General features: G+C 72.3%; 19 protein-coding genes. 14 read left to right on the top strand and 5 right to left on the bottom strand.

The window, feature by feature from the left end:
• The first annotated feature begins 1 nt into the window (after position 1).
• The 3 genes from NYF13_RS05090 to NYF13_RS05080 all read left to right on the top strand — a co-directional run bounded on the left by NYF13_RS05090 (position 2) and on the right by NYF13_RS05080 (position 2,448).
• Positions 2-1,195 (top strand): glycosyltransferase family 4 protein, encoded by a 1,194-nt coding sequence (locus tag NYF13_RS05090; RefSeq protein ID WP_315657203.1) that lies wholly within the window; start codon positions 2-4, stop codon positions 1,193-1,195.
• Positions 1,185-1,799, top strand: coding sequence for an acyltransferase (locus NYF13_RS05085; protein WP_315654473.1), 615 nt, complete (start codon positions 1,185-1,187; stop codon positions 1,797-1,799). Before NYF13_RS05090 ends, NYF13_RS05085 begins: the two co-directional genes overlap by 11 nt.
• A gap of 73 nt (positions 1,800-1,872) precedes the next feature.
• Positions 1,873-2,448: a Uma2 family endonuclease gene (locus NYF13_RS05080; protein WP_315654471.1), complete on the top strand. Its 576-nt coding sequence runs from the start codon at positions 1,873-1,875 to the stop codon at positions 2,446-2,448.
• Positions 2,449-2,470: 22 nt separating this feature from the next.
• Here NYF13_RS05080 and NYF13_RS05075 read toward each other — a convergent pair whose 3' ends face one another.
• Both NYF13_RS05075 and NYF13_RS05070 read right to left on the bottom strand, forming a co-directional pair.
• Entirely contained in the window at positions 2,471-3,427 is a 957-nt protein-coding gene (locus NYF13_RS05075; RefSeq protein ID WP_315654470.1) for a Gfo/Idh/MocA family oxidoreductase, read from the bottom strand.
• On the bottom strand, positions 3,424-4,530 hold the full coding sequence (locus NYF13_RS05070) for a DegT/DnrJ/EryC1/StrS family aminotransferase (RefSeq protein WP_315654469.1): 1,107 nt from the start codon (positions 4,528-4,530) through the stop codon (positions 3,424-3,426). The genes NYF13_RS05075 and NYF13_RS05070 overlap by 4 nt, the downstream gene beginning before the upstream one ends.
• Positions 4,531-4,745: 215 nt before the next feature.
• On the opposite strand from NYF13_RS05070, the gene NYF13_RS05065 reads away from it, so the two are divergent.
• The 7 genes from NYF13_RS05065 to NYF13_RS05035 are packed head-to-tail and all read left to right on the top strand — an operon-like array spanning position 4,746 to position 11,205.
• The gene (locus NYF13_RS05065; RefSeq protein WP_315654468.1) at positions 4,746-5,492 is read left to right on the top strand and encodes a UDP-N-acetylglucosamine acyltransferase; all 747 of its coding nucleotides are present in this window, start codon (positions 4,746-4,748) and stop codon (positions 5,490-5,492) included.
• A gap of 11 nt (positions 5,493-5,503) precedes the next feature.
• The gene (locus NYF13_RS05060; protein WP_315654467.1) at positions 5,504-5,749 is read left to right on the top strand and encodes an acyl carrier protein; all 246 of its coding nucleotides are present in this window, start codon (positions 5,504-5,506) and stop codon (positions 5,747-5,749) included.
• A complete protein-coding gene (locus NYF13_RS05055) occupies positions 5,742-6,473 on the top strand; it encodes an SDR family NAD(P)-dependent oxidoreductase (protein ID WP_315654466.1) in 732 nt (243 codons plus the stop codon). The genes NYF13_RS05060 and NYF13_RS05055 overlap by 8 nt, the downstream gene beginning before the upstream one ends.
• Complete coding sequence (locus NYF13_RS05050) at positions 6,470-7,879, top strand: AMP-binding protein (protein WP_315654465.1); 1,410 nt, start codon at positions 6,470-6,472, stop codon at positions 7,877-7,879. The genes NYF13_RS05055 and NYF13_RS05050 overlap by 4 nt, the downstream gene beginning before the upstream one ends.
• Positions 7,876-8,955 carry an acyl-protein synthetase gene (locus NYF13_RS05045; protein WP_315654464.1) on the top strand — a complete coding sequence of 360 codons (1,080 nt, stop codon included), beginning with the start codon at positions 7,876-7,878 and terminating at the stop codon, positions 8,953-8,955. The genes NYF13_RS05050 and NYF13_RS05045 overlap by 4 nt, the downstream gene beginning before the upstream one ends.
• Positions 8,952-10,196, top strand: coding sequence for an acyl-CoA reductase (locus NYF13_RS05040; RefSeq protein WP_315654463.1), 1,245 nt, complete (start codon positions 8,952-8,954; stop codon positions 10,194-10,196). Before NYF13_RS05045 ends, NYF13_RS05040 begins: the two co-directional genes overlap by 4 nt.
• A 28-nt stretch (positions 10,197-10,224) precedes the next feature.
• Positions 10,225-11,205: a lysylphosphatidylglycerol synthase transmembrane domain-containing protein gene (locus NYF13_RS05035; RefSeq protein ID WP_315654462.1), complete on the top strand. Its 981-nt coding sequence runs from the start codon at positions 10,225-10,227 to the stop codon at positions 11,203-11,205.
• A gap of 46 nt (positions 11,206-11,251) precedes the next feature.
• Here the strand turns inward: NYF13_RS05035 and NYF13_RS05030 are convergent, their stop codons facing one another.
• A complete protein-coding gene (locus NYF13_RS05030) occupies positions 11,252-11,776 on the bottom strand; it encodes a nuclear transport factor 2 family protein (protein WP_315654461.1) in 525 nt (174 codons plus the stop codon).
• A gap of 406 nt (positions 11,777-12,182) precedes the next feature.
• Between NYF13_RS05030 and NYF13_RS05025 the strand changes: the two genes are divergently transcribed.
• From NYF13_RS05025 to NYF13_RS05015, 3 genes are read left to right on the top strand one after another with little or no spacing between them, the layout of a single operon-like run.
• Positions 12,183-13,727 (top strand): hypothetical protein, encoded by a 1,545-nt coding sequence (locus NYF13_RS05025; protein ID WP_315654460.1) that lies wholly within the window; start codon positions 12,183-12,185, stop codon positions 13,725-13,727.
• Positions 13,724-15,136 carry a hypothetical protein gene (locus NYF13_RS05020; RefSeq protein WP_315654459.1) on the top strand — a complete coding sequence of 471 codons (1,413 nt, stop codon included), beginning with the start codon at positions 13,724-13,726 and terminating at the stop codon, positions 15,134-15,136. The genes NYF13_RS05025 and NYF13_RS05020 overlap by 4 nt, the downstream gene beginning before the upstream one ends.
• A 34-nt stretch (positions 15,137-15,170) precedes the next feature.
• Positions 15,171-15,914 (top strand): lysophospholipid acyltransferase family protein, encoded by a 744-nt coding sequence (locus NYF13_RS05015; RefSeq protein ID WP_315654458.1) that lies wholly within the window; start codon positions 15,171-15,173, stop codon positions 15,912-15,914.
• A gap of 51 nt (positions 15,915-15,965) precedes the next feature.
• On the opposite strand, the gene NYF13_RS05010 is transcribed toward NYF13_RS05015, so the two are convergent.
• Complete coding sequence (locus tag NYF13_RS05010; protein ID WP_315657202.1) at positions 15,966-16,766, bottom strand: HAD family hydrolase; 801 nt, start codon at positions 16,764-16,766, stop codon at positions 15,966-15,968.
• Positions 16,767-16,859: 93 nt separating this feature from the next.
• On the opposite strand from NYF13_RS05010, the gene NYF13_RS05005 reads away from it, so the two are divergent.
• On the top strand, positions 16,860-17,747 hold the full coding sequence (locus tag NYF13_RS05005) for an LLM class flavin-dependent oxidoreductase (RefSeq protein ID WP_315654457.1): 888 nt from the start codon (positions 16,860-16,862) through the stop codon (positions 17,745-17,747).
• Positions 17,748-17,940: 193 nt separating this feature from the next.
• Here the strand turns inward: NYF13_RS05005 and NYF13_RS05000 are convergent, their stop codons facing one another.
• Entirely contained in the window at positions 17,941-19,953 is a 2,013-nt protein-coding gene (locus NYF13_RS05000; protein ID WP_315654456.1) for a DUF6541 family protein, read from the bottom strand.
• Positions 19,954-20,033 lie beyond the last annotated feature (80 nt).

Raw genomic sequence — 20,033 nt, 5'->3', positions numbered from 1 at the left:
GTTGCGCATCGCGGTGATCAACAACTTCTTCCCGCCCCGGGTGGGCGGGAGTGCGCACATGTCGGCCTCGCTGGCCGCGGAGTTCGTGGCGGCCGGGCACGAGGTGCTGGCCGTCACGGCGGCCTACGGCGAGGCGCGGGCCGACGAGCGGGTCGACGGCTACCGCGTGGTCCGGATGCCGGCCGTGAAGATGCCGCAGCTGGGCCTGTCGATCGACTTCGACCTGAGCTTCGCGTCGGTGCGGCCGGGCAACTGGCGGAAGCTGTTCCGGCTGCTCGACGAGTTCCAGCCGGACGCGATCCACCTGCACGGCCAGTTCTTCGACCTGTCCTGGATGGCCGGGCTCTACGCCCGCCGCCGCGGCCTGCCCGTGCTGCTGACCATCCACACCCTGCTGATCAGCGACAACAAGGTGTACGGCGGCGTGTTCCGGCTGCTGGACGCGCTGCTGGTCAACCCGGTGCTGCGCTACATCCGGCCGCGCTACGTCATCCTGGACAAGCTGGGGGTCGACTACTGCGTCGAGCGGTACGGGACCAGCGACGAGAACTCCGAGTACTTCCCGATCGCCGTCGACACCGAGCACTTCGCCCGGCCGGTGACCAAGGACGTGCGTGCGGAGCTCGGGGTCGGGCCGGCCCCGCTGATCGTCTCGCTCGGGCACGTGATCCCGCTGCGCAACCGGCTGCCGCTGATCGAGGCGCTGCCGGCGATCACCGCGAAGCACCCGGACGTGCAGGTGGCCGTGGTGGGGCGGGTGTACCACGACGCGTTCCTGAAGCGAGCCGGAGAACTGGGCGTGGCCGATCGGCTGATCATCACCGGCGCCGTGCCGAAGGAGGACGTGCCCGCCTACTTCGCGGCCGCGGACATCGTGACGCACGACCTCAACGGCGGCTGCGGCACGGCCTCGCTGGAGGCCATGCTGTCCGGCACCGCCACCATCGCCTCGGTCACCGAGGACAACTACCCGGGCATCGAGCTGCGCAACGGCGAGAACATCCTGCTGGTGCGCCCGGACGACCCGGACGCGGTGGCGGAGACCGTGATCGGCCTGCTGGACGACCCCGAGGCCCGCGCGGCGGTCGCGGCGCGCGCGAGCGCCATGGTGCGGGCGAACTTCGGGCTGGACGTGGTGGCCGAAGAGCACCTGCGGGTGTTCTCGAAACTGGTGGCGGACGAAGATGTTCTTTGACGACGAGCGCAGCGCCCGGCTGCGCCCGCAGATCCTCACCGAGGTCGTCTCGCAGTACCTGAACGACTCCGAGCGGGCCGCGTTCTACGGCCTGCCGGAGTCGACCCGGATCCGCGAGCGGGCCAAGATCGTCAGCCGGGAGAACCTGAAGATCGGCGAGCACTGCTGGATCGGCGAGGGCGCGGTCCTCGACGCCAGCGGCGGCCTGGAGATCGGCGAGCACACCAGCATCGGGCTGAACACGCTGATCTTCACCCACTCCAGCTGGCTGGCGAACATGACGCTGCAGAACCACTCGGGCAGCGACCTGATCGAGCGCAAGCCGGTGAAGATCGGCAAGGGCTGCTTCATCGGCGGCCTGGTGGTGATCATGGCCGGGGTGAGCATCGGCGACTTCGCCACCGTGCAGCCGAACTCGGTGGTGGCCAAGGACGTCCCGGCCCGCAGCCTGGTCGCCGGCAACCCGGCCCGCGTCTTCCAGCGCTACGACGAGGAGTACATCCAGTCCGAAGTGGAGCGCGTCCGCGCGGAGAACACCCGCCGCCGCGCCCTTTCCGACGACCCCTCGGGCTGGGGCTCGCCTCCGGGGGACTTCGGGGGCTGACCACGGGGGCTGGCGTGCGCTCTGGGTAACATGGGAGACTGGTGCCCGTCACTGAACGTGAAGGAGAAACGTCATGAGTGCCCTCGACTGGCCTCACCACCTCCTCACACTCGACGACTGGGCGGAGCTTCCGGAAACCGCGGAGTTCCACGTAGAGGTCGTCGAAGGGGTTCTCGCAGTGTCACCACGGCCGGTATGGTTCCACCAGCGCTCGCTCGTGCGCCTGACCTACTGGCTCGAAGAGCAGCTGCCACCGAGCCTGAGCGCGGGCGCCGACGTGGAAGTCGTGGTCAGTGAGGTACCGCTGACCGTCCGGGTGCCGGATGTCGTCGTGACGACGGCAGCGGTCGCCGAGACCAACCCGGCCCGAGTGGACGTGGCCGACGTTTCGCTGGTGGTCGAGGTTCTCTCCGAGGGCACCAAGCGGACCGACCGGGTCACGAAGCTCTTCGAGTACGCGGACGCGGGCATCGAGCACTACTGGATCCTGGATCTCGACGCACCGGTCAGCCTGATCACCCACCGCCTGGTCGACGGCGATTACGAGAACTTCGGCGAGTTCTCCGGGAAGGTCGAGCTGGACTTCGGCGGTACCGCGCTCACCATCGACCTGGACGCGCTGGTCGCGGGACGCGCGCAGCGGCCGTAGCCGCCCCCGCCGCACCGGGCGATCAGGTCGCGGCCTGGGTCAGGACCTCCGCCACCACCTGGTGCGAGGGCAGGATCAGGTCCCGTTCGGCGTCGGCGTCGATCTCGCCCTCGAGCAGGTCCAGGAACCGCTCCAGCTGGCTGGCCAGCGGTTCGCGCCCGGTGATCAGCTCGGGGATCTCGATCACGGTCTGCTGCCGGTAGCCGAGGCCGTCCGGGGTGACCGAATCGTGCGAGACGTGCCGGTAGATCGTCACGTCGCGGCGCAGCAGGTCGACCTCGATCAACCGGTCCAGTTCGGACACGACGAGCGAGCGCACCTTGCGCTGGCCCAGCCGCGAGGCCGAAACGGTGGCCAGCCCGGTCGGGAAGGACAGCACCGTCTCGATGGCGTCCTCCGCGCCCGCCACCGACTGCGGGTGGAAGTAGCCGGCGCCGGAGGTGACCCGCGTGGGCGTCGCCCCGCCGAAGAACTGGATGGCCAGGTCGACGTCGTGCACCAGCAGGTCCCAGGCTACCCCGGTCTTGATCCGCGGGGCGTACGGGCCGTGGCGGCGGGCCATCAGGTGGATCGGCTCGCTGATCAGCGCTCGCGCGGTCATCACCGCGGGGTTGTACCGCTCCAGCAGTCCGCACATCAGCGGCACGTCCTGCTTCGCCGACAGGGCCACGATCTCGTCCGAGAGCTCCAGGCTGTTGCACACCGGCTTCTCGATCAGCAGCGGCTTGCCCTGCCCCAGGATCTCCTGCGCCAGCTCGTAGTGCACCTCGGTGGCCGAGGCCAGCACCACCGCGTCCACATCGGACAGTGAGCCGATCTCCGGCGTCCACTCGGTTTCGAACCGCGCGGCGACGGCGCGGCCGGCCTCCTCGCGCGGGTCGATCACCCGGACCAGCTTCGCGCGGTCGTTGGCGGAGAGCACCCGCGCGTGCAGCGTGCCCATGGCGCCCGTCCCGATCAGGGCGATGCGGTGGGTCATGCGCCGAGCGCCTCGCGAACCGTCTCGACGATCTGGTCCACATCGGACTCGGTCAGGTGGGGGTGGACCGGCAGGGACAGCGCCTGGGCGGCGACCGCGCCGGCCACCGGGTAGTCCTCGACCTTCGCGTCCGGGATCAGCGGGTGGCCCCGGTAGCACTCGTAGTCGAAGACGATCTTCGGGTAGTACACGCCGTTGCCGATGCCGTGCGCGGTCAACGCCGAGGCGAGCTCGTCGCGCGAGAGCATGGCGTGCGGGCCGATCAGCACGGTGTACTGGTGCCACACGTGCTCGCGGCCCGGCAGCACCCGCGGGATGTCGAGGCCCGGCGTGCCCGCGAGGCCCTCCGAAAGCCGCTTCGCGTTCGCCTGGCGGGCCGCGGTCAGCTGGTCGAGCTTCTCCAGCTGCGGGATGCCGACGGCCGCGTGCAGGTCGGTCATCCGGTAGTTGTGCCCGGCCACTTCGTACTGGTAGCGGGCGCGCATGCCCTGGTTGCGCAGCACGCGCAGCTTGTCGGCCAGCTCGTCGTCGTCGGTGGTGATCACCCCACCCTCGGCGGTGGTCACGTTCTTCGTCGCGTACAGCGAGAAGCAGCCGATGCCGTACGAGCCGGCGGCGCGGCCCTCGAACGAGGCGCCGACGGACTGGGCCGAGTCCTCGATGATCTCCAGCCCCCGCTCGGCCGCGAGCGGGGCGAGCTTGCCCATGTCCGCGGTCTGGCCGTAGAGGTGCACGGGCATGAGCACCTTGGTCCGGTCCGTGACGGCGGCCGCCACCGCGTCCGGGTCGAGGGCGAAGTCGTCGCGGCGGATGTCGGCGAACCGCACGGTGGCGCCGGCTTCCAGAATCGCGTTCAGGGTGGCGACGAACGTGAACGGCGAGGTGATCACCTCGTCCCCCGCCTCCAAGTCCAGCGCCTGCAGCGACGCGACCAGCGCGGTGGTGCCGTTGTTCACGGCGACGGCGTGCTTCGTGCCGGCGATGGGCGCGAAAGCTCCTTCGAAGCGTTCGACCATCGGCCCCTGCGCGATGGCGCCGGACCGCAGAACCTCGACGACGAGGTCCTCCGCGTCACGGACGTCGACCACGGTAATGGGGATCATCGGCAGTCTCTCCCGGCAGGTGATTTCGGCGCGTCCGGTACAGTGAGCCGCCGGTTCTGCGTCCGGCCACCCTGCGTGAACGCGGGCCACACGTTACCGGGCGTCGTCGCCTGCCCGACCGCAGGCCGTTCCCCCCTGTCTCGCGGGACGCCCGGCTCGACCAACCGCGCTCGACCAGTAGTGCTCGACCAACAGCGACCGAACGGATCACCACTGTGTCCCACGCCCAGGCCGACGGCTCGGCGCCCAACCGCATCCACCCCACCGCCGTCCTCGGCGAGGGCGTGGAACTCGGCGGGGGCAACGTGATCGGCCCGTACACCGTGATCGTCGGCCCGGTCCGGATCGGCGACGGCAACTGGATCGGCCCGCACGTGACCATCGGCACCCCGGGCGAGGACCGCGGCGGCCCGCACCCGGTCGCGTGGGAGGACGCCCCCACGGGCGACCCCGCGCTGGACGGCCACGGCGTGGTGATCGGCAGCCGCAACCGCATCCGCGAGTACGCCGGCGTGCACCAGGGCACCTGGCGCGCCAGCACCCTCGGTGACGACTGCTACCTGCTGCGCGGCAGCCACATCGGGCACGACGCGGTGGTGGGCGACCACGTCACGCTGGCCTGCAACGTGCTGCTCGGCGGGCACACCCACGTGTGGTCGCACGCGAACCTCGGCATGGGCACGGTGGTGCACCAGGGCGCCCGCATCGGTCCCGGCGCGATGGTCGGCATGGGCTCGGCGGTCCGCCGCGAGGTGGGCGCGTTCACCATCACCGTGGGCAACCCGGCACGGGCCAGCGGGGTCAACCTGGTGGGCCTGTCGCGGCGCGGTCTGGACGAGGCCACCGTCGAAGCCCTCACCCCGTGGGTGAAGGGCAAGGGCGACCTCCCGGACGACGGCCTGCCCGACGACCTCTCTACCTTGGTCAAGGCGTGGGACGCCCGCCCGCGCGAGGAACACTAGGAGCTGTGAAGATGGCGGAAGTTGCCCCCAAGCTGCGCGAGGTCTTCGTGGAGGCGCTGGACCTCGACCGCGACGTGGACGTCGAGAACCTGAAGTACCGCGACATCGAGGCGTGGGACTCGGTCGGCCACATGGCCCTGGTCGCGGCGATCGAGGACGAGTTCGACATCGAGCTCGACACCGACCAGGTCATCGACATGTCGAGCTTCAAGGTCGCGGTCGACCTGGTGACCGGCCTCCAGACGAAGAATGCCTGACCTGACCGGGCGGGTCGCGCTCGTCACGGGCGGGACCCGGGGGATCGGGCTGGCCACCGTGCGGGCGCTGGTCGAGGCGGGCGTCACGGTGGTGCTCACCGGCCGGGACGAGACCAGGGCGAAGGAGGTCGCCGCCGAGGCGGGCGCCGCCGCCGGCCTCGGGCTGGACGTCACCGACGCCAAGGCGGTCTCCTCCCTGGTGCGGGGGGTGGCGAAGGAGCACGGCGCGCTCGACGCCGTCGTCGCCAACGCCGGCGTCCTCGAGGACGCGCTGCTCGGCATGATCGGCGAGGACCTGATCGACCGGGTGTTCCGCACGAACGTCGGCGGCACGATCAACACCGTGCAGGCCGCTTCGCGCGTGATGAGCCGGCGCAAGACCGGCGCGATCGTGGTGCTGGCTTCGATCGTCGGCGAGAACGGCAGTGCCGGGCAGACCGCGTACGCCGCTTCGAAGGCGGCTGTGGGCAACATCGCGCGGTCCGCGGCCAAGGAGCTCGGCCGGCACAACATCCGGGTCAACGCGGTCGCGCCCGGGGTGATCGAGACCGACATGACCTCCCACCTGGGCGAGAAGGTCATCGCCGGGCGGATCGAGGACACCCCGCTGGGCCGGCTCGGCCAGCCGGAGGAGGTCGCGAGGGCGATCCGTTTCCTGGTCAGCGACGAAGCGTCCTTCGTGACCGGGCAGGTGCTGGGGATCGACGGAGGCTTGGTGCTGTGACGCTGCTGGGGGCGGGCGCCCGGCTGGTCGACGTGGCCGGTGGGCGCACGCTGGCCGGGGGCGAGCTGGCCGCCGAGGTTTCGCGGTCGGCCGCGGAGCTGGCGGCCCTGCCCACGGGCGCGCTGTTCGCGCGGATGTCGATCGAACTGGAGAGCGTGCTGCGCTACCTGGGCGCGTTCGAGGCGCGCCGGCCGATCGCGCTGATCGACCCGGCGCTGGACGCCGACGTGCTGGCCGGACTGATCACCCGCTTCCGCCCGGCCGCGGTGCTGGCCGCGCCCGAGGCCCCGGCTCCCGAGGGCTACCGCGCCGAGGGCGCGCACTGGCGGCGCGAGGCCGAGGCGGCCCTCGTGCCGCACCCGGACCTGGCGGTGCTCCTGCCCACCAGCGGTTCCACCGGCAACCCGAAGCTGGTCCGGCTCTCGCGCCAGGCGGTGGAGAGCAACGCCGACGCCATCGCCGAGGTGCTGCGGATCACCGCCGACGAGGTCGCGCCGACCGGTCTGCCGCTGCACTACAGCTACGGGCTGTCGGTGCTGAACTCGCACCTGGTGCGCGGCGCGACCGTGGTGGTCGAGCCGTCCGGCGTGCTGGGCCGTGGGTTCTGGGACGCGGTGCGGACCCACGGCGTCACCTCGCTGGCCGGGGTGCCCTACCACTACGAAATGCTGCGCCGGCTCAAGTTCGACCCGGCGAAGTACCCGAGCCTGCGCACGCTGACGCAGGCCGGCGGCAAGCTGCGCGACGAGCTCGTGACCGAGTTCAACGACAAGATGCGCGCGGTCGGCGGCCGGATGTACGTGATGTACGGCCAGACCGAGGCCGCGCCGCGGATGACCACGGTGCCCGCCGAGCGGCTGGCCGAAAAGCTCGGCTCCGCCGGCCCGGCCCTGCCCGGCGGCGCGTTCTCCGTGCGCCGCGACGACGGCGTCGAGACCCGGCACCCGAAGATCGTGGGCGAGGTGGTCTACCGCGGGCCCAACGTGATGATGGGCTACGCCGAAGACGAGTCCGGGCTGGCCACGGGCGATGAGTGCGAAGGCGTGCTGGCCACCGGTGACCTCGGTTACCTCGACGAAGACGGTTACCTGTTCATCACCGGGCGGCTCAAGCGCATCGGCAAGGTGTTCGGCAACCGGGTCAGCCTGGACGACCTGGAGCAGGCCGTGCGCTCGGCCGCGGTGGGCATCGACGTGGTCGCCGCCGTGCCCGGGGGCGACAAGGTCGTGCTGTTCGCGGAACTGCCCGAGGGCGAGGGCGCGAAGGCGATCTGCAAGGACGCCTCGCGGGCCCTGTCCGAGCGGCTGCACCTGCACCCGAGCGGGTTCGACGTGCGACCGGTCGAGACCGTGCCGCTGCTGGCCAGCGGCAAGATCGACTACCGGTCGCTGGAGGGACGGATATGAGCGTGTTCACCCGCTCGCAGGCGGAGCGGGAGGCGCTGCTGCTGCCCGAACTGGCCGAGCTGACCGCCCACCACCGGGCCGGCAGCGCCGGGTACGACCGGATCCTCTCGTCGCTCGGCCTCGCGCCGGACCGGCAGTACGACACCATCGCCGACCTGCCGTGGCTGCCCGTGCGGATGTTCAAGACCCACGACCTCAAGTCCGTGCCGGACGAGCAGGTGTTCCGGACGCTGACCTCCTCGGGCACCACCGGCGCCGGCGCCTCGCGCATCCACCTGGACAAGGACGCGGCGGCGGCGCAGACCCGCCGGCTCGGCGCCACGCTGCAGGAGGTGCTGGGCCGCGAGCGGCTGCCGATGCTGATGGTCGACACCATCGGCATCGTCAAGAACCGCCGCTCGTTCTCCGCGCGCGGCGCGGGGGTGCTGGGCATGGCCAACTTCGGCCGCAAGCACACCTACGTGCTCGACGAGAACGACCAGCCGGACGTCGAGGCGGTGAAGCAGTTCCTGGCCGAGTACGGGGACGGGCCGTTCCTGATCTTCGGCTTCACCTTCATGGTCTGGCTCTACCTCTACGAGGTGGCCCGCGACCACGGGCTCGACCTGTCCAACGGCATCCTGATCCACTCCGGCGGCTGGAAGAAGCTGATCGACCGCGCGGTGGACAACACCGAGTTCCGCCGCCGGTTCGCCGACGACACCGGGCTCACCCGGATCCACAACTACTACGGGATGATCGAGCAGATCGGCACGGTGTTCCTCGAGGGGCCGTCCGGGAACTCGCTCTACTGCCCCGACTTCGCCGACGTGGTGATCCGGGACCCGCAGACCTGGGCCGAGCAGCCGGTCGGGCAGCCGGGGCTGATCGAGGTGGTCAGCACGCTGCCGCGCTCCTACCCCGGGCACGTCCTGCTGACCGAGGACCTCGGCGTGTGCCACGGCATCGACGACGGCGACTGGCCCGGCAAGCACTTCTCCGTGCTGGGCCGGCTGCCGAAGGCCGAGGCCCGCGGCTGCTCCGACACCGCTGATCTCAGCGGGACAACCGCACCCGGGCGGGGGGCGGCGGCGTGAGCGCGCTGACCCAGCGCTTCCCGCTCGGCCCGGCGCCGGCCGTCGGCGAGCTGGTGGACCGGCTGCGCGCCGAGCCGCCGGGCGGGCGCCTGACGGTGGGCGACCCGCGGGTGGTCGAGTTCGTCACGAAGTTCGCGCGCAAGCTGCTCGCGCCCGCGTCGGCCCGCCGGTTCCCCGAGCTGGCCTCGCTGGGCTTCTTCCTGCGCAAGGGCGAGCTGGCCCAGGCATTGTCCACTTTGGAGACCGCCGGCCCCGCGCTGCGGTTCCCGCGCGGGCTGGTGTTCCACGTGCCACCGGCCAATGTGGACACGATCTTCGTCTACTCGTGGGCGCTGTCCGCGTTGGCGGGCAACCACAACGTGGTGCGGGTGTCCTCGCGCTCGGCCGGGGCCGCCGAGGCGGTGCTGGAGGCGCTGAACGCGGCGTTGTCCGAGGTGGACCCGGCCACGGCGGCCGCGATCTCCGCGACCCAGTGCATGGTCACCTACGACCGCAGCGACGAGATCAGCGGAGCCCTGTCGCTGGCCGCCGACCTGCGCGTGATCTGGGGCGGCGACCGCTCCGTGGCCGCGCTGCGGAAGTACCCCCTGGCCCCGCACGCGCGGGACCTGACCTTCCCGGACCGCTCCTCGTTCGCCATCGCCTCGGTGCGCGGCTGGCAGTCCGCCTCGCCGGCCGGGCGGAAGGCCGCGGCCGAGGGCTTCTACAACGACTCGTACTGGTTCGACCAGGCCGCCTGCTCGTCACCGCGCACGGTGTTCTGGGTGGGCGACGCGGCGGGCGCCGAGACTTCCGGGCGCGAGCTGCGCGAGCGGCTGGCCGCCGTGATCGAGGCGAAACAGCACGTCACGGAGCCGGCGATGGCGGTGCAGAAGCGGGTCTCGGCCTACGGCGCGGCGGCCGACGGGCTGGTGTCCTCGATCGCGTTCGACGGCAACGGACTGGCCACTTTGGAGCTGACCGACGCGACCGTGATGCCGCGCGAGTGGCTCGGTGCGGGCACCTTCGCGACCGCGCGGGTGGACTCGCTCGCGGAGCTGGTGCCGGCCGTGCTGCGCCAGGACCAGACCGTCACCCAGTTCGGGTTCACCCACGAGGCGCTGGTGGAGTTCGCCACCGCGCTCGCGGGCCGCGGGGTCGACCGCATCGTGCCGTTCGGCTCGGCTCTGACCTTCTCCGGGGTCTGGGACGGCTACGATCTGCTGGCCGAGTTCAGCCGCTTGGTCACGGTGCGGTCTTGACCGGCGGTCGTCGTGAGGAGAATGGTCGATGACGACCGTGCGGACGTCCGAGGACGCCCCGGACCCGAAACCGGAGCCGGCGAAGTCCACCAGGGCGAAGCTCCTCGACGTCGTGCGCTGGTTCGCGATCCTGCTGGTCATCGGGCTGGCCGCGAAGTCGCTCGCGTCCAACTGGAACGAGTTCTGGCGCACGCTGTCCGAGGTGGCTTGGCAGTCCTCGGTGCTCAGCCTGGCCGCGTTGCTCGCGGCGATCCTGGTTTCCACCTGGGGCTGGCAGAAGATGGTCGACGACCTCGGCGAGCCCATCGGGTACGCCCGCGGCGCGCAGATCTGCCTCGTCGGCTCGCTCGGCAAGTACGTGCCCGGCTCGGTGTGGGCCTACCTGCTCCAGATGGAGCTGGGCCGCAAGGCCGGGCTGGCCCGCGCCCGCATCTTCACCGGTTCGCTGATCCAGCTGGGCGTCGGCGTGGTCTCGGCGCTGGTGGTCTCGCTGCTCGCCGCCCCGGCCGTGTTCAGCCACAGCCCGCGCGCGAAGTGGCTGTTCGTGCTCATCCCGGTCGGCTTGGCGCTGCTGCACCCGCGGATCCTGACCTGGGGCACCTCGCTGGTGCTGCGGATCCTGCGCCGCCCGCCGCTGGCCCACCCGCTGGGCTGGGCCGTGGTGGGCCAGGTGTTCGGCGCCTCGACCCTGGCCTGGACCCTGCAGGGCGCGCACCTGTGGCTGCTGGCGAACTCCGTCGGCGCCCCGGGCTTCGGCGGCTTCATCCAGTGCGTCGGCGCCATGGCGGTGGCGATGACGGTGGGGACCTTCGCGTTCATCCTGCCCAGCGGTGTGGGGGTGCGTGAGGTGGCCCAGGTCGCGGTGCTGACGGCCAGCGGACTGACCGTGGGCCAGGCGACGGCGTTCGCGGTGGCCTCCCGCGTGATGTTCACGGTGGCGGACCTGCTGACGGCGGGCTTCGCGGCCGGCGCGGCCCGGTTCGCGAACCGTAAATCCGCTTCGGCCTGAACGCACGGACCCCCGTCGTCACTGTGGACGACGGGGGTCCGTGCGTTCAGGAGCCCTTCGGCAGACCGGACTCCGGCAGGCCGGACTGCCGGTTGACCTCGGCCTTGCTGTAGTAGTCGTCGTCGGTCAGGATCTTGCCGCCGTGCAGCCCGAGCACGGTGACCGCGGGGACCGAGAACGAGTGGGGCGCGCCGGTGGCCTGGCCGCTGAAGTTCCAGAAGAGGATTTCGCGGTCGGCGAGGTGGACCGAGGCGGTCAGCGTGATCTCGGCGTTCGGGATGGCCTGCTTGGTGTCGGTGACCCACTGCGCGACCCCGGCCCTGCCGGTGTAGGTCCGGTCGAAGGCGTGGTCGGTGTAGCGCGAACCGTCCTTGACGAACAGCCCGGCCAGCTCCTGCGGGTCACTGCCGTTCCAGGCGGCGGCCCACTTGACGGCCAGCGGGGTCAGCGCCGGCTTCGGCGCGTGGTGCCCGGCGGCCGGCGGGGTGGCCGCGGTGGCCGCCGAAGTCCCGGCCAGGGTGACCGCGGCGGCGGCGAGCAGTCCGGTGGCGGCGGTGCGAACGTCGATCATGGCTTCTCCTCGAAGGACAACGGCGCCGGTGGCGGCCGGAGTGTGGGCTGGTCTTGGCTGTTGTGATTGACCAGTCACTAAGTATGTAACTACACACTCACAGCGGTGTCAACGGGTCTTTCGGGCAAGGTGCGCCCGCAGGGAGGGCCGGGTGAGCGGGATCGACATCGGGCTCAACCCGGCCAGGGTCCAGCCGCGCAGCCTGGGCGAGCGACGATCAGCGGCCCCCACATGCACCCGAACGGCTTATGCCGCCGAGGGTGATCCCGCGATTGACTGGTCTGGGCGAGGTGGTCTTCGAGGGGCGGGCTCCGGCGGATCGCCCCCGGGTGGCCGCCTTTTTCGACGGGTGGCGGGCGGCGGTGCGACGGGGACGGCCGCGGCGGGGCGGAGCGAGGGGGCTCGGGTGGGTTACGCGGTCTTGGGCTGCTGGCTGCTGCTGGCCGCCCTGGTGGTCGCCACCTGGGACCGGATCGCCGCCGACCGCCGCTGGCGCGGGTTCGTGCTGCTGCTCACCCTGGTCTTCTCCCTGGTGCACCAGCTGGTGTTCGCCACGGTGACGGAGGCCGCGCTGGTCACCTTCCGGTACGCGCAGAACATCGCCGACGGCAACGGGCCGGTGTTCAACCCCGGTGACCGGGCCGAGGGCTACGCGAACTTCCTCTGGCTCGTGGCCGTGTCGCTGCCGAAAGCCGCGTTCGGCGCGGACATCCGGACGTCCGCGATCGTGCTCGGGGTCGGTTCGACGTTCGGGTGCGTTCTCCTCGCGTACTTCCTGGTGAATCGCGTCGTCCGGCTCGCACTGCCCGAAGGCGGGGAGCCGCGGCCAGCGATCGGCGTCGCCGCTGCGGTGCTGACGGCGGGCGCGAGCGGTCTGGCGGTGTACGGGCCCTCCGGCACCGAGACGCCGTTGTTCGCGCTGCTGCTCCTCGCCATCGCGTACGCGATGGCCGCGTCCCGGCCGGTGGTCGCGGGCGTGCTCGTGGCGGGCGCGGTGATGACCCGGCCCGAAGGGGTGGTGCCGGCCGTGGTGGCCGGGATCGGGCTCGTGGTGGCCGCCGCCCGCGGCCGGCACACCTGGTGGGCGCCGGTCGGGTACGGGCTGGGCGCGCTGGTGTTCCTGGTGCCGTGGACGGCGTGGCGCGTCACCTTCTACCACCACCTCCTGCCCGGCCGGGCCCTGCGCCCGCCGGGCCCGGACTGGTCTTACCTGGCCGGATTCTCCTTGGCGCACCTGGGTTTCCTGGCCGCCGGACTGATCGCGGCCGGGGCGCTGGCGGTCCGCCGCACCCCCGGGCGCGCGGCGGCGGCCCGCTCGGCGGTGTGGCTGCTGCTCGCGCTGGCGGCCGGGCTGACGGTGTTCGTGGCCGGGCTCGACCGGGACCCGGGGCCGTCGTGGCGGCTGCTCGCGCCGGTGCCGCCGCTGCTCGCCGCCGCGGCGGCCGGCGCGTACGGCGTGCTCAAGGCCGCGAACCCGTCACCGCGGCCGCGGACGGTTTCCCGGCTGGTGCCGGTGGCGGCGGCCGGACTGACCGGATTCGCCGTGCTGGCCTCGTTGTTCGACCCGGGTCTGCTGGCCGAGGTGCGGGCCGGGCGCACGCACAGCACCCAGCTCGCCGAGGTCGGCGAGTGGCTGGGCGGCTACCTGCCGCCGGGCTCCGTGGTGAGCGCGGCCGAGCCCGGGGCGATCGCGAGCCGCGCGGGCTCGCAGCTGCTGGTGGTCGGCAGCGACGTCGGCCCGCGGCGCGCGACCGTGGCCGTGCCGGACGAAAACGGTTACGCCGAACAGCAGGACTGCGCGTCCGGTCCGGACTCTGCGCCGGCCGCCACCTTCCGCCGGACCGGGACACCGTTCTGGATCTCCGTGTTCCCCCGAGCCGACGAGGCGAGCCGGCTGATCGACGACCTCGACCGGGCTCCGGCGTTCCACTACGTATCCTGCCCGTCATGACCGTGGCCGCCCGAGCCGAGCCGAGGATCCCGCCGGCCGTGCCCGGGGTGTTCGGACTGGTCCTGGTGGTGCTGCTGGTCCGGTTCCTGGTGCCGCGCCCGGTGTCGGTGTCCGACAACGGGGACGGTTTCCGGGTGCTGTGCGGCGCCGGGATCACCTGGCCGGGCTCGCCCCAGCCCTACGTCCGGCTCGACTACCCCGTCTCGCCCGGCGGCTGCGAACCGACGTACCAGCTGAGCCAGAGCTGGCTCGCGCGCCTGGCCGTCCGGGTCGGTGACCTGTCCGGGCCGCCTTCGATGCTGAACCTGGTGATCATGGGGGTGCTGGGCTCGGCGATCGCGGCGGCGGCGGTGACGCTGGTCGTGGCCGGGCTGCCGGACCGCCCGCGGGTGCGGCTGCTCGTGGCCCTCGGGCTGCTGCTGGTGGTGGCCGACTCGGCGTTCTTCGGCTACTACGGCTCGATCCTCGGCGAGGGCACCGCGTTCCTCGGACTGCTGCTGGCCACCGGCGGGCTGCTGCTCGTCCCGCGCTCCGGCGGGTGGGGGTACGCGGGGCTGGCCGCGACGGCGGCCGGCGGGCTGATCGCGGTGAACGCCAAGGTGCAGACGCTGATGATCCTGCCGGTGCTGATCCTCGCCGTGCTGCTGGTGCGGCCCGGTACCCGGTCGCGGTGGCGGCCCGGACTGCTGGTCGCCGTCGTGCTGGCGGGCGGGACCTGGTGGGCGCAGACCGGCGTCAGCCCGGCCCCCGCGCCGGACGGCACCTTCTCGTCGGTCCCGGGCGGGGACTCCCGGGAGATCAACATGGTGAACACCATCTTCGTGAACATCGTGGACGGACGGCACGACACGGTCGCGGACCTGGCGGAGCTGGGCCTGCCGGCGTCGTTCGCGCAGTACGCGGGCAACGGCTGGTGGGGCGCGCACCCGGTCGTCTCCGACCCGCTGTACCCGCGTTACCGGAGCCGGATGAGCCGCCGCAACGCGGTCGCCTTCTTCGCCACCCACCCGCTGCGCACGCTGGGTGTGCTCAACCGTGCGGCGGAGGCCGCGCTGGTCGCGCGGCCGGACTACCTGGGCAGCTTCACGCGGTCGGCGGGCTTCGCGCCGCAGGCGCAGGAGCACCGCGTGCCGATCGTCTCGGGCTTGACCGGGTCGATCGCGCCGCTCGGGCTGTTCGTGCTGGTCCCGCTGTGGCTGTTCGTGGCCTGGCGCGGGTGGCGTCACCGCCGGAGCGCGCTGGGCGTGGTGCTGGGACTGCTGCTGACGGTCGCGCTCGGCCAGTTCGTGCTGGCCGCCCTCGGCGACGGCATCGAAAACACCAAGCACCAGGCGATCACCCTGTTCTGCACGCTCGTCGCGCTGGTGCCGGCCGCAGTGGTGTGGCACCCAAAACCTACGGGAGCGTAGGTTCCGCCGCGGCGGCTCCCGTAGCCTGGGTTTCATGGCTGACTTCGTGTACCCGCCCGTCCTCGTCGCGGCCCGGTTGATGTTCCGGCTCCTGGACAACCGGATCCGGATCGAGGGCGCCGAACACGTGCCGGCGACCGGCGGTGCGGTGCTCGCGTGCACCCACGTCAGCTACCTCGACTTCATCTACTGCGGACTGGGCGCGCGCCCGTCGAAGCGGCTGGTGCGGTTCATGGCGAAGAAGGAGATCTTCGCCCACGGCGTCGGCGGTCCGCTGATGCGCGGGATGCACCACATCCCGGTCGACCGCGCCGCCGGCCAGGCCTCCTACGACGAAGCGGTCAAGCGGCTGCGCGCGGGCGAGGTGGTCGGCGTCTTCCCCGAGGCGACGATCAGCCGCTCGTTCACCGTGAAGGGCATCAAGACCGGCGCGGCGCGCATGGCCGCCGAAGCCGGGGTGCCGGTGATCCCGATGGCGCTGTGGGGCACGCAGCGGCTGTGGACCAAGGGCCACCCGAAGGACCTGACCCACCGCCACGTGCCGATCTCGATCGTGCTGGGCGCCCCGATGCACCCGGCGCCCGAAGACGACTGTGAGGTGCTGACCAAGGACCTGCGCGCCCGGATGTCCGAACTGCTGGAGCGGGCCCAAGCGGCCTACCCGGACCGCCCGGCCGGTGCGGACGACCGCTGGTGGCTGCCCGCCCACCTCGGCGGCACCGCCCCCACCCCGGAGGCCGCCGCGGCCCTGGACAGCCGACCGGCCCCGCGCGACTGACCCGGCGCACCACCCGCGGCGGGCCCGCCCCGGCCGCCCTCGCCCGCCGGCTCAGAACCAGCGTTCCAGCACCGCGGCCACCCCGTCCTCACCGGCGGGCCCGGTCACCTCGTCCGCCGCTTCCAGCACGGCCGGGTGCCCGTCGGCCATGGCCACGCCGTGCCCGGCCCAGGTGAGCATCTCGACGTCGTTCGGCATGTCACCGAAGGCGATCACGTCCTCGGCGGGCACCGAGAAGCGCTCGGCCAGATCCGCGAGGCCGGTGGCCTTCGTGATGCCGTGGGCGGACACCTCGATCAGGCCGCCGGAGGAGGAGTACGTCACGTCCACCGCGGTGCCGAAGACGGCGCGCGCCGCCTCGGCCATCTCCGCCGAGCGCAGTTCGCGGTGGCTGATCAGGAGCTTGATCGCCGGGTGGCCGAGCACCTCGGCGCGCATCGTGGTGCGGCCCTCGTGGTTGCCCCACGGGTTGTGGTAGTCGGGTTCGATCACGAAGTTGCGCATGTCGTGGTCGACCTCGCCGGTGCCGATGCGCTCGGCCGCCAGCCGGCAGCCGGGCAGCGCCTTGTCCATGGCACTCGCGAGGTCGTGCAGCAGCTCCGGCGCCAGCTCCCCGTGCACGGCGGTGACGCGGTCGGCGCCGATGTCGAGCAGCACGGCGCCGTTCGCGCACACCGCGTAGCCGGTCAGCCCCAGTGGTTGGGCGATCGGCGCGATCCAGCGCGGCGGGCGGCCGGTGCACAGGACGAACGGCACGCCGTCCCCCTGCACCCGCCCCACCGCCGAGACGGTGCGGTCGGTGACGACCTCGGCGGGTCCGAGCAGGGTGCCGTCGACGTCGGAAGCGATCAGGCGGGGTTTGTCCACTCGGCCATTGTCCCCGAACGGGGGCCGGAGCCCGCCCGTCCGGCGGAATGTCGGTGCCGGGCGATACGGTCCACCCTCGTGCGAGCAGGCATTGTGATCCTTCCGGAAGATCGTTGGTGGGCGGCCGAGCCGAAGTGGCGGGCCGCCGAGGAGTACGGCTTCGACCACGCGTGGACCTACGACCACCTGGGCTGGCGTTCGCTGGTCGATGGGCCGTGGTTCTCCGCCGTGCCGACGTTGACCGCGGCGGCGCTGGTCACGTCGCGCATCCGCCTGGGCACCCTGGTGGCGTCCCCGATCGCGCGGCACCCGGTGCCGTTCGCGCGGGAGCTGATCACCCTCGACGACGTGTCCGACGGGCGGTTCGTGCTCGGCCTCGGCGCGGGCGTCGACAGCTCCAACTACGACGCCCAGGTCCTCGACGCCCCCGAGCTGGACCCGCGCCGGCGCACCGACCGGTTCACCGAGTTCGTCGAATCGCTCGACGGGCTGCTGATGACCGACCGGTTCGACTTCGAGGGCGAGTACTACACCGCGAAGGCCGCGCGGAACCTGCCCGGCACCGTGCAGCGGCCGCGGCTGCCGTTCGTGGTCGCGGCGAACGCCCCGCGCACCATGACGCTGGCCGCCCGCTTCGGCGCCGGCTGGGTCACCACCGGCCGCGGCGGCACCACGCTGGACGAGTGGTGGCAGGGCATCGCCGAGCTGGGCCGCGTCTTCGACGAACGCCTCGACGCGGCCGGCCGCGAGCGCGCGAGCATCCAGCGGTACCTGAGCCTCGATTCCGCCCCGGTGTACTCCCTGAGCAGCCTGGACGCGTTCCGCGCCGCCGTGGACCGCGCCGCCGCGCTGGGCTTCACCGACGTCATCACGCACTGGCCGCGCTCCGGCGGCCCGTACGAGGGCCGGGAGTCCGTGCTGGAAGCGGTGGTCGACGAGGTGCTGCCCACGCTGCACGAGGCCTGAGCCGCGACCGGATTGGGCCGATCGGGTGACATCGACCCGGTCGGGAAACCGGGTCACGACCGCGGGCGTCTGCTGTTTCGAGGAGTTGAGGGGGAGCCGGCCGGGGGCCGGATCTCCTCACCCGGATGGCCCCGGGGGGACGGGGGATCCTCGTGGTCGCAGTTCGGGGAGCTGCGGCCACGAGGATCCGGGGTCACCTGGTGATCGTGTAGATCGCGGCGCCGGGGTTGCGGTAGTCGAGCTTCAGGAAGTCCCGTCCGTCGAGCCCGCGCAGGCCGGGGGCGATCGGGGTGTCCTTGCGGATCGTGCCGCTGCCGATCAGCACGTGGTGCACGTCGAGCCGCCGGACGGCGTCGCGCACGCGCGGGTCGGTGTCGTAGTCGCGGAAGTGCATCGCCAGGTAGACGGCGTCGGGGTCGACGGGGCCGCCGCCGTCGTAGTGGCCGGCCACGGGGTGCACTCCGGCGATCGCGTACATCCAGGCGGTGCCGTCCATCCGGTCGTTCAGCACCTTCTGCCGGGCCGGGATGCCCATGGCGCCGAGGTGCTCCATGGCTGCGATCTCGTCCGCGCTCACCGGCGGGGTGACCTCGCCCTCGGGGCCGTTGTAGTACAGGTACGAGACGGCCGTCGCGTTCGCCGTGCGGTAGAAACCGCCGGTCAGCACCGCCATCACGGCCACCACCAGCACGGCCGTGCCGACCCCGGCGCGCGCCAGCACCCGCGGCCGCGAACGCGCCCACGAGCCGCGCCGGGCCAGCCGCGCGAACCAGCGTTGCAGTTCCGCCATGCCGTGCCCGGCGAGCAGGCACAGCGGGATCGCGGCCAGCGCCATCAGCCGGTAGCGGTCGTTCCACCACGGCCGCGACAGCGAGATCACCCACGGCAGGTAGCCGTAGCAGGTCACGAGCACGAAGAACGCCGAGAGACCCAGGGCCGAGAGCGGCACCCAGCGCATCCGGCCGAGGGTGCGGAAGCCCAGCACGCCCACCGCGAGCAGCACGGTCAGCCAGATCTGCGGCCGGCTGAGCACCTGCTGGAAGGTCACGAGCAGCCTCAGCGCGAGCGGGACGGACAGGTCCGAGTTCCACGCGTGGTACGGGTACGAGCCCGCGGTGAAGCCGATCGCACCGAGGATCTGCGGGGCCGCCAGCAGGCCGCTGAGCAGCATCACCGGCAGGATCCGCAGCACGTCGCCGCCGATCACCCGCCACGCGGGCCGCTCGTCCGGGACGCCGTCGACCGGCCGGCGCCGCAGCGACCGGTACCAGCGCTGGAGGACCACCGGCAGCGCGAACAGCACGGCGCCGAACAGCGCGCTCGAATGGGCCACCAGCAGCCCCGTCGCGGACAGGGCCATGACCAGCCCGGTGTCGACGCCCGGCCGCACCAGGAACCGTTGCAGCGCGACCACCGCCAGTGGCGTCAGCACGATGCCCAGCGCGTACGGCAGCAGCCCGCTCGACACCGATTCGTACGCGCCGGTGGTGGCACCCGCCGCGACCAGCGCCGTGCAGCCCGCGTACACCGCGCGCCCGCCCAGCTGGCGGATCAGCGCGACCATCGACAGCGCGAACAGGCCCGCGACCGGCATCGTGATGGCGTTGAGCGTGACCGGGACGCTGGCGCCCGAGATCTGGTGGACCAGCGCGCCGACCAGGTGGTAGCCGTTGGGGTAGAACGAGCCGTCCGGGTACCAGTTGATCTTGCTCATGCCGGTGAGCGAACCGTCGCCGGTGTCGGCGATGTAGCGGATGCCGTTGGCGTGGAACACGGTGTCCCAGCGCTGGAACACCGCCGTCGTCCCGCCGCGCGCGGAAAGCACCACGGCGGTGGAGAGCCCGACCGCGACGACCACGCAGGCCGCCACCGCCCAGTGCTCCCGCGCCGACCACGGCACCGGCGGCTCCTCCGCACCGGCCTTCAGCCAGCCCCGGGCGACGCACAGCCGCCGCGTGCCGTACGCGAAGCCGGCCAGCAGCACCGTGCAGGCGGCCGCCGTTGCCGCGTTGTACGGCAGTCCGGCGATGCCCAGCCACGGGCCGGCCAGCCCGGTCACGGCGTAGCTGAGCAGCGGGGCCAGCCCGGCCAGCGCCCAGCCGCGGACCCCGGCCGCCCGGCCGATCAGGCCGCCGGGCACCGCCAGCACGGCCAGGTAGGTCAGCGCCGCGCTGAAGCAGCTCCAGAAGGTGTCCGGTGCAGGCATGCGTCCCAGGTCTGTCGGAGGTGAACTGCCGGTGAAGGCTGAGGTCGGTGCGGGCCGCGGCTCGGGGGCTGCGTACCCTG

Source organism: Amycolatopsis sp. PS_44_ISF1, assembly GCF_032335455.1.
Classification (GTDB): domain Bacteria; phylum Actinomycetota; class Actinomycetes; order Mycobacteriales; family Pseudonocardiaceae; genus Amycolatopsis.
This window is presented reverse-complemented; position numbering and strand designations above follow the sequence as displayed.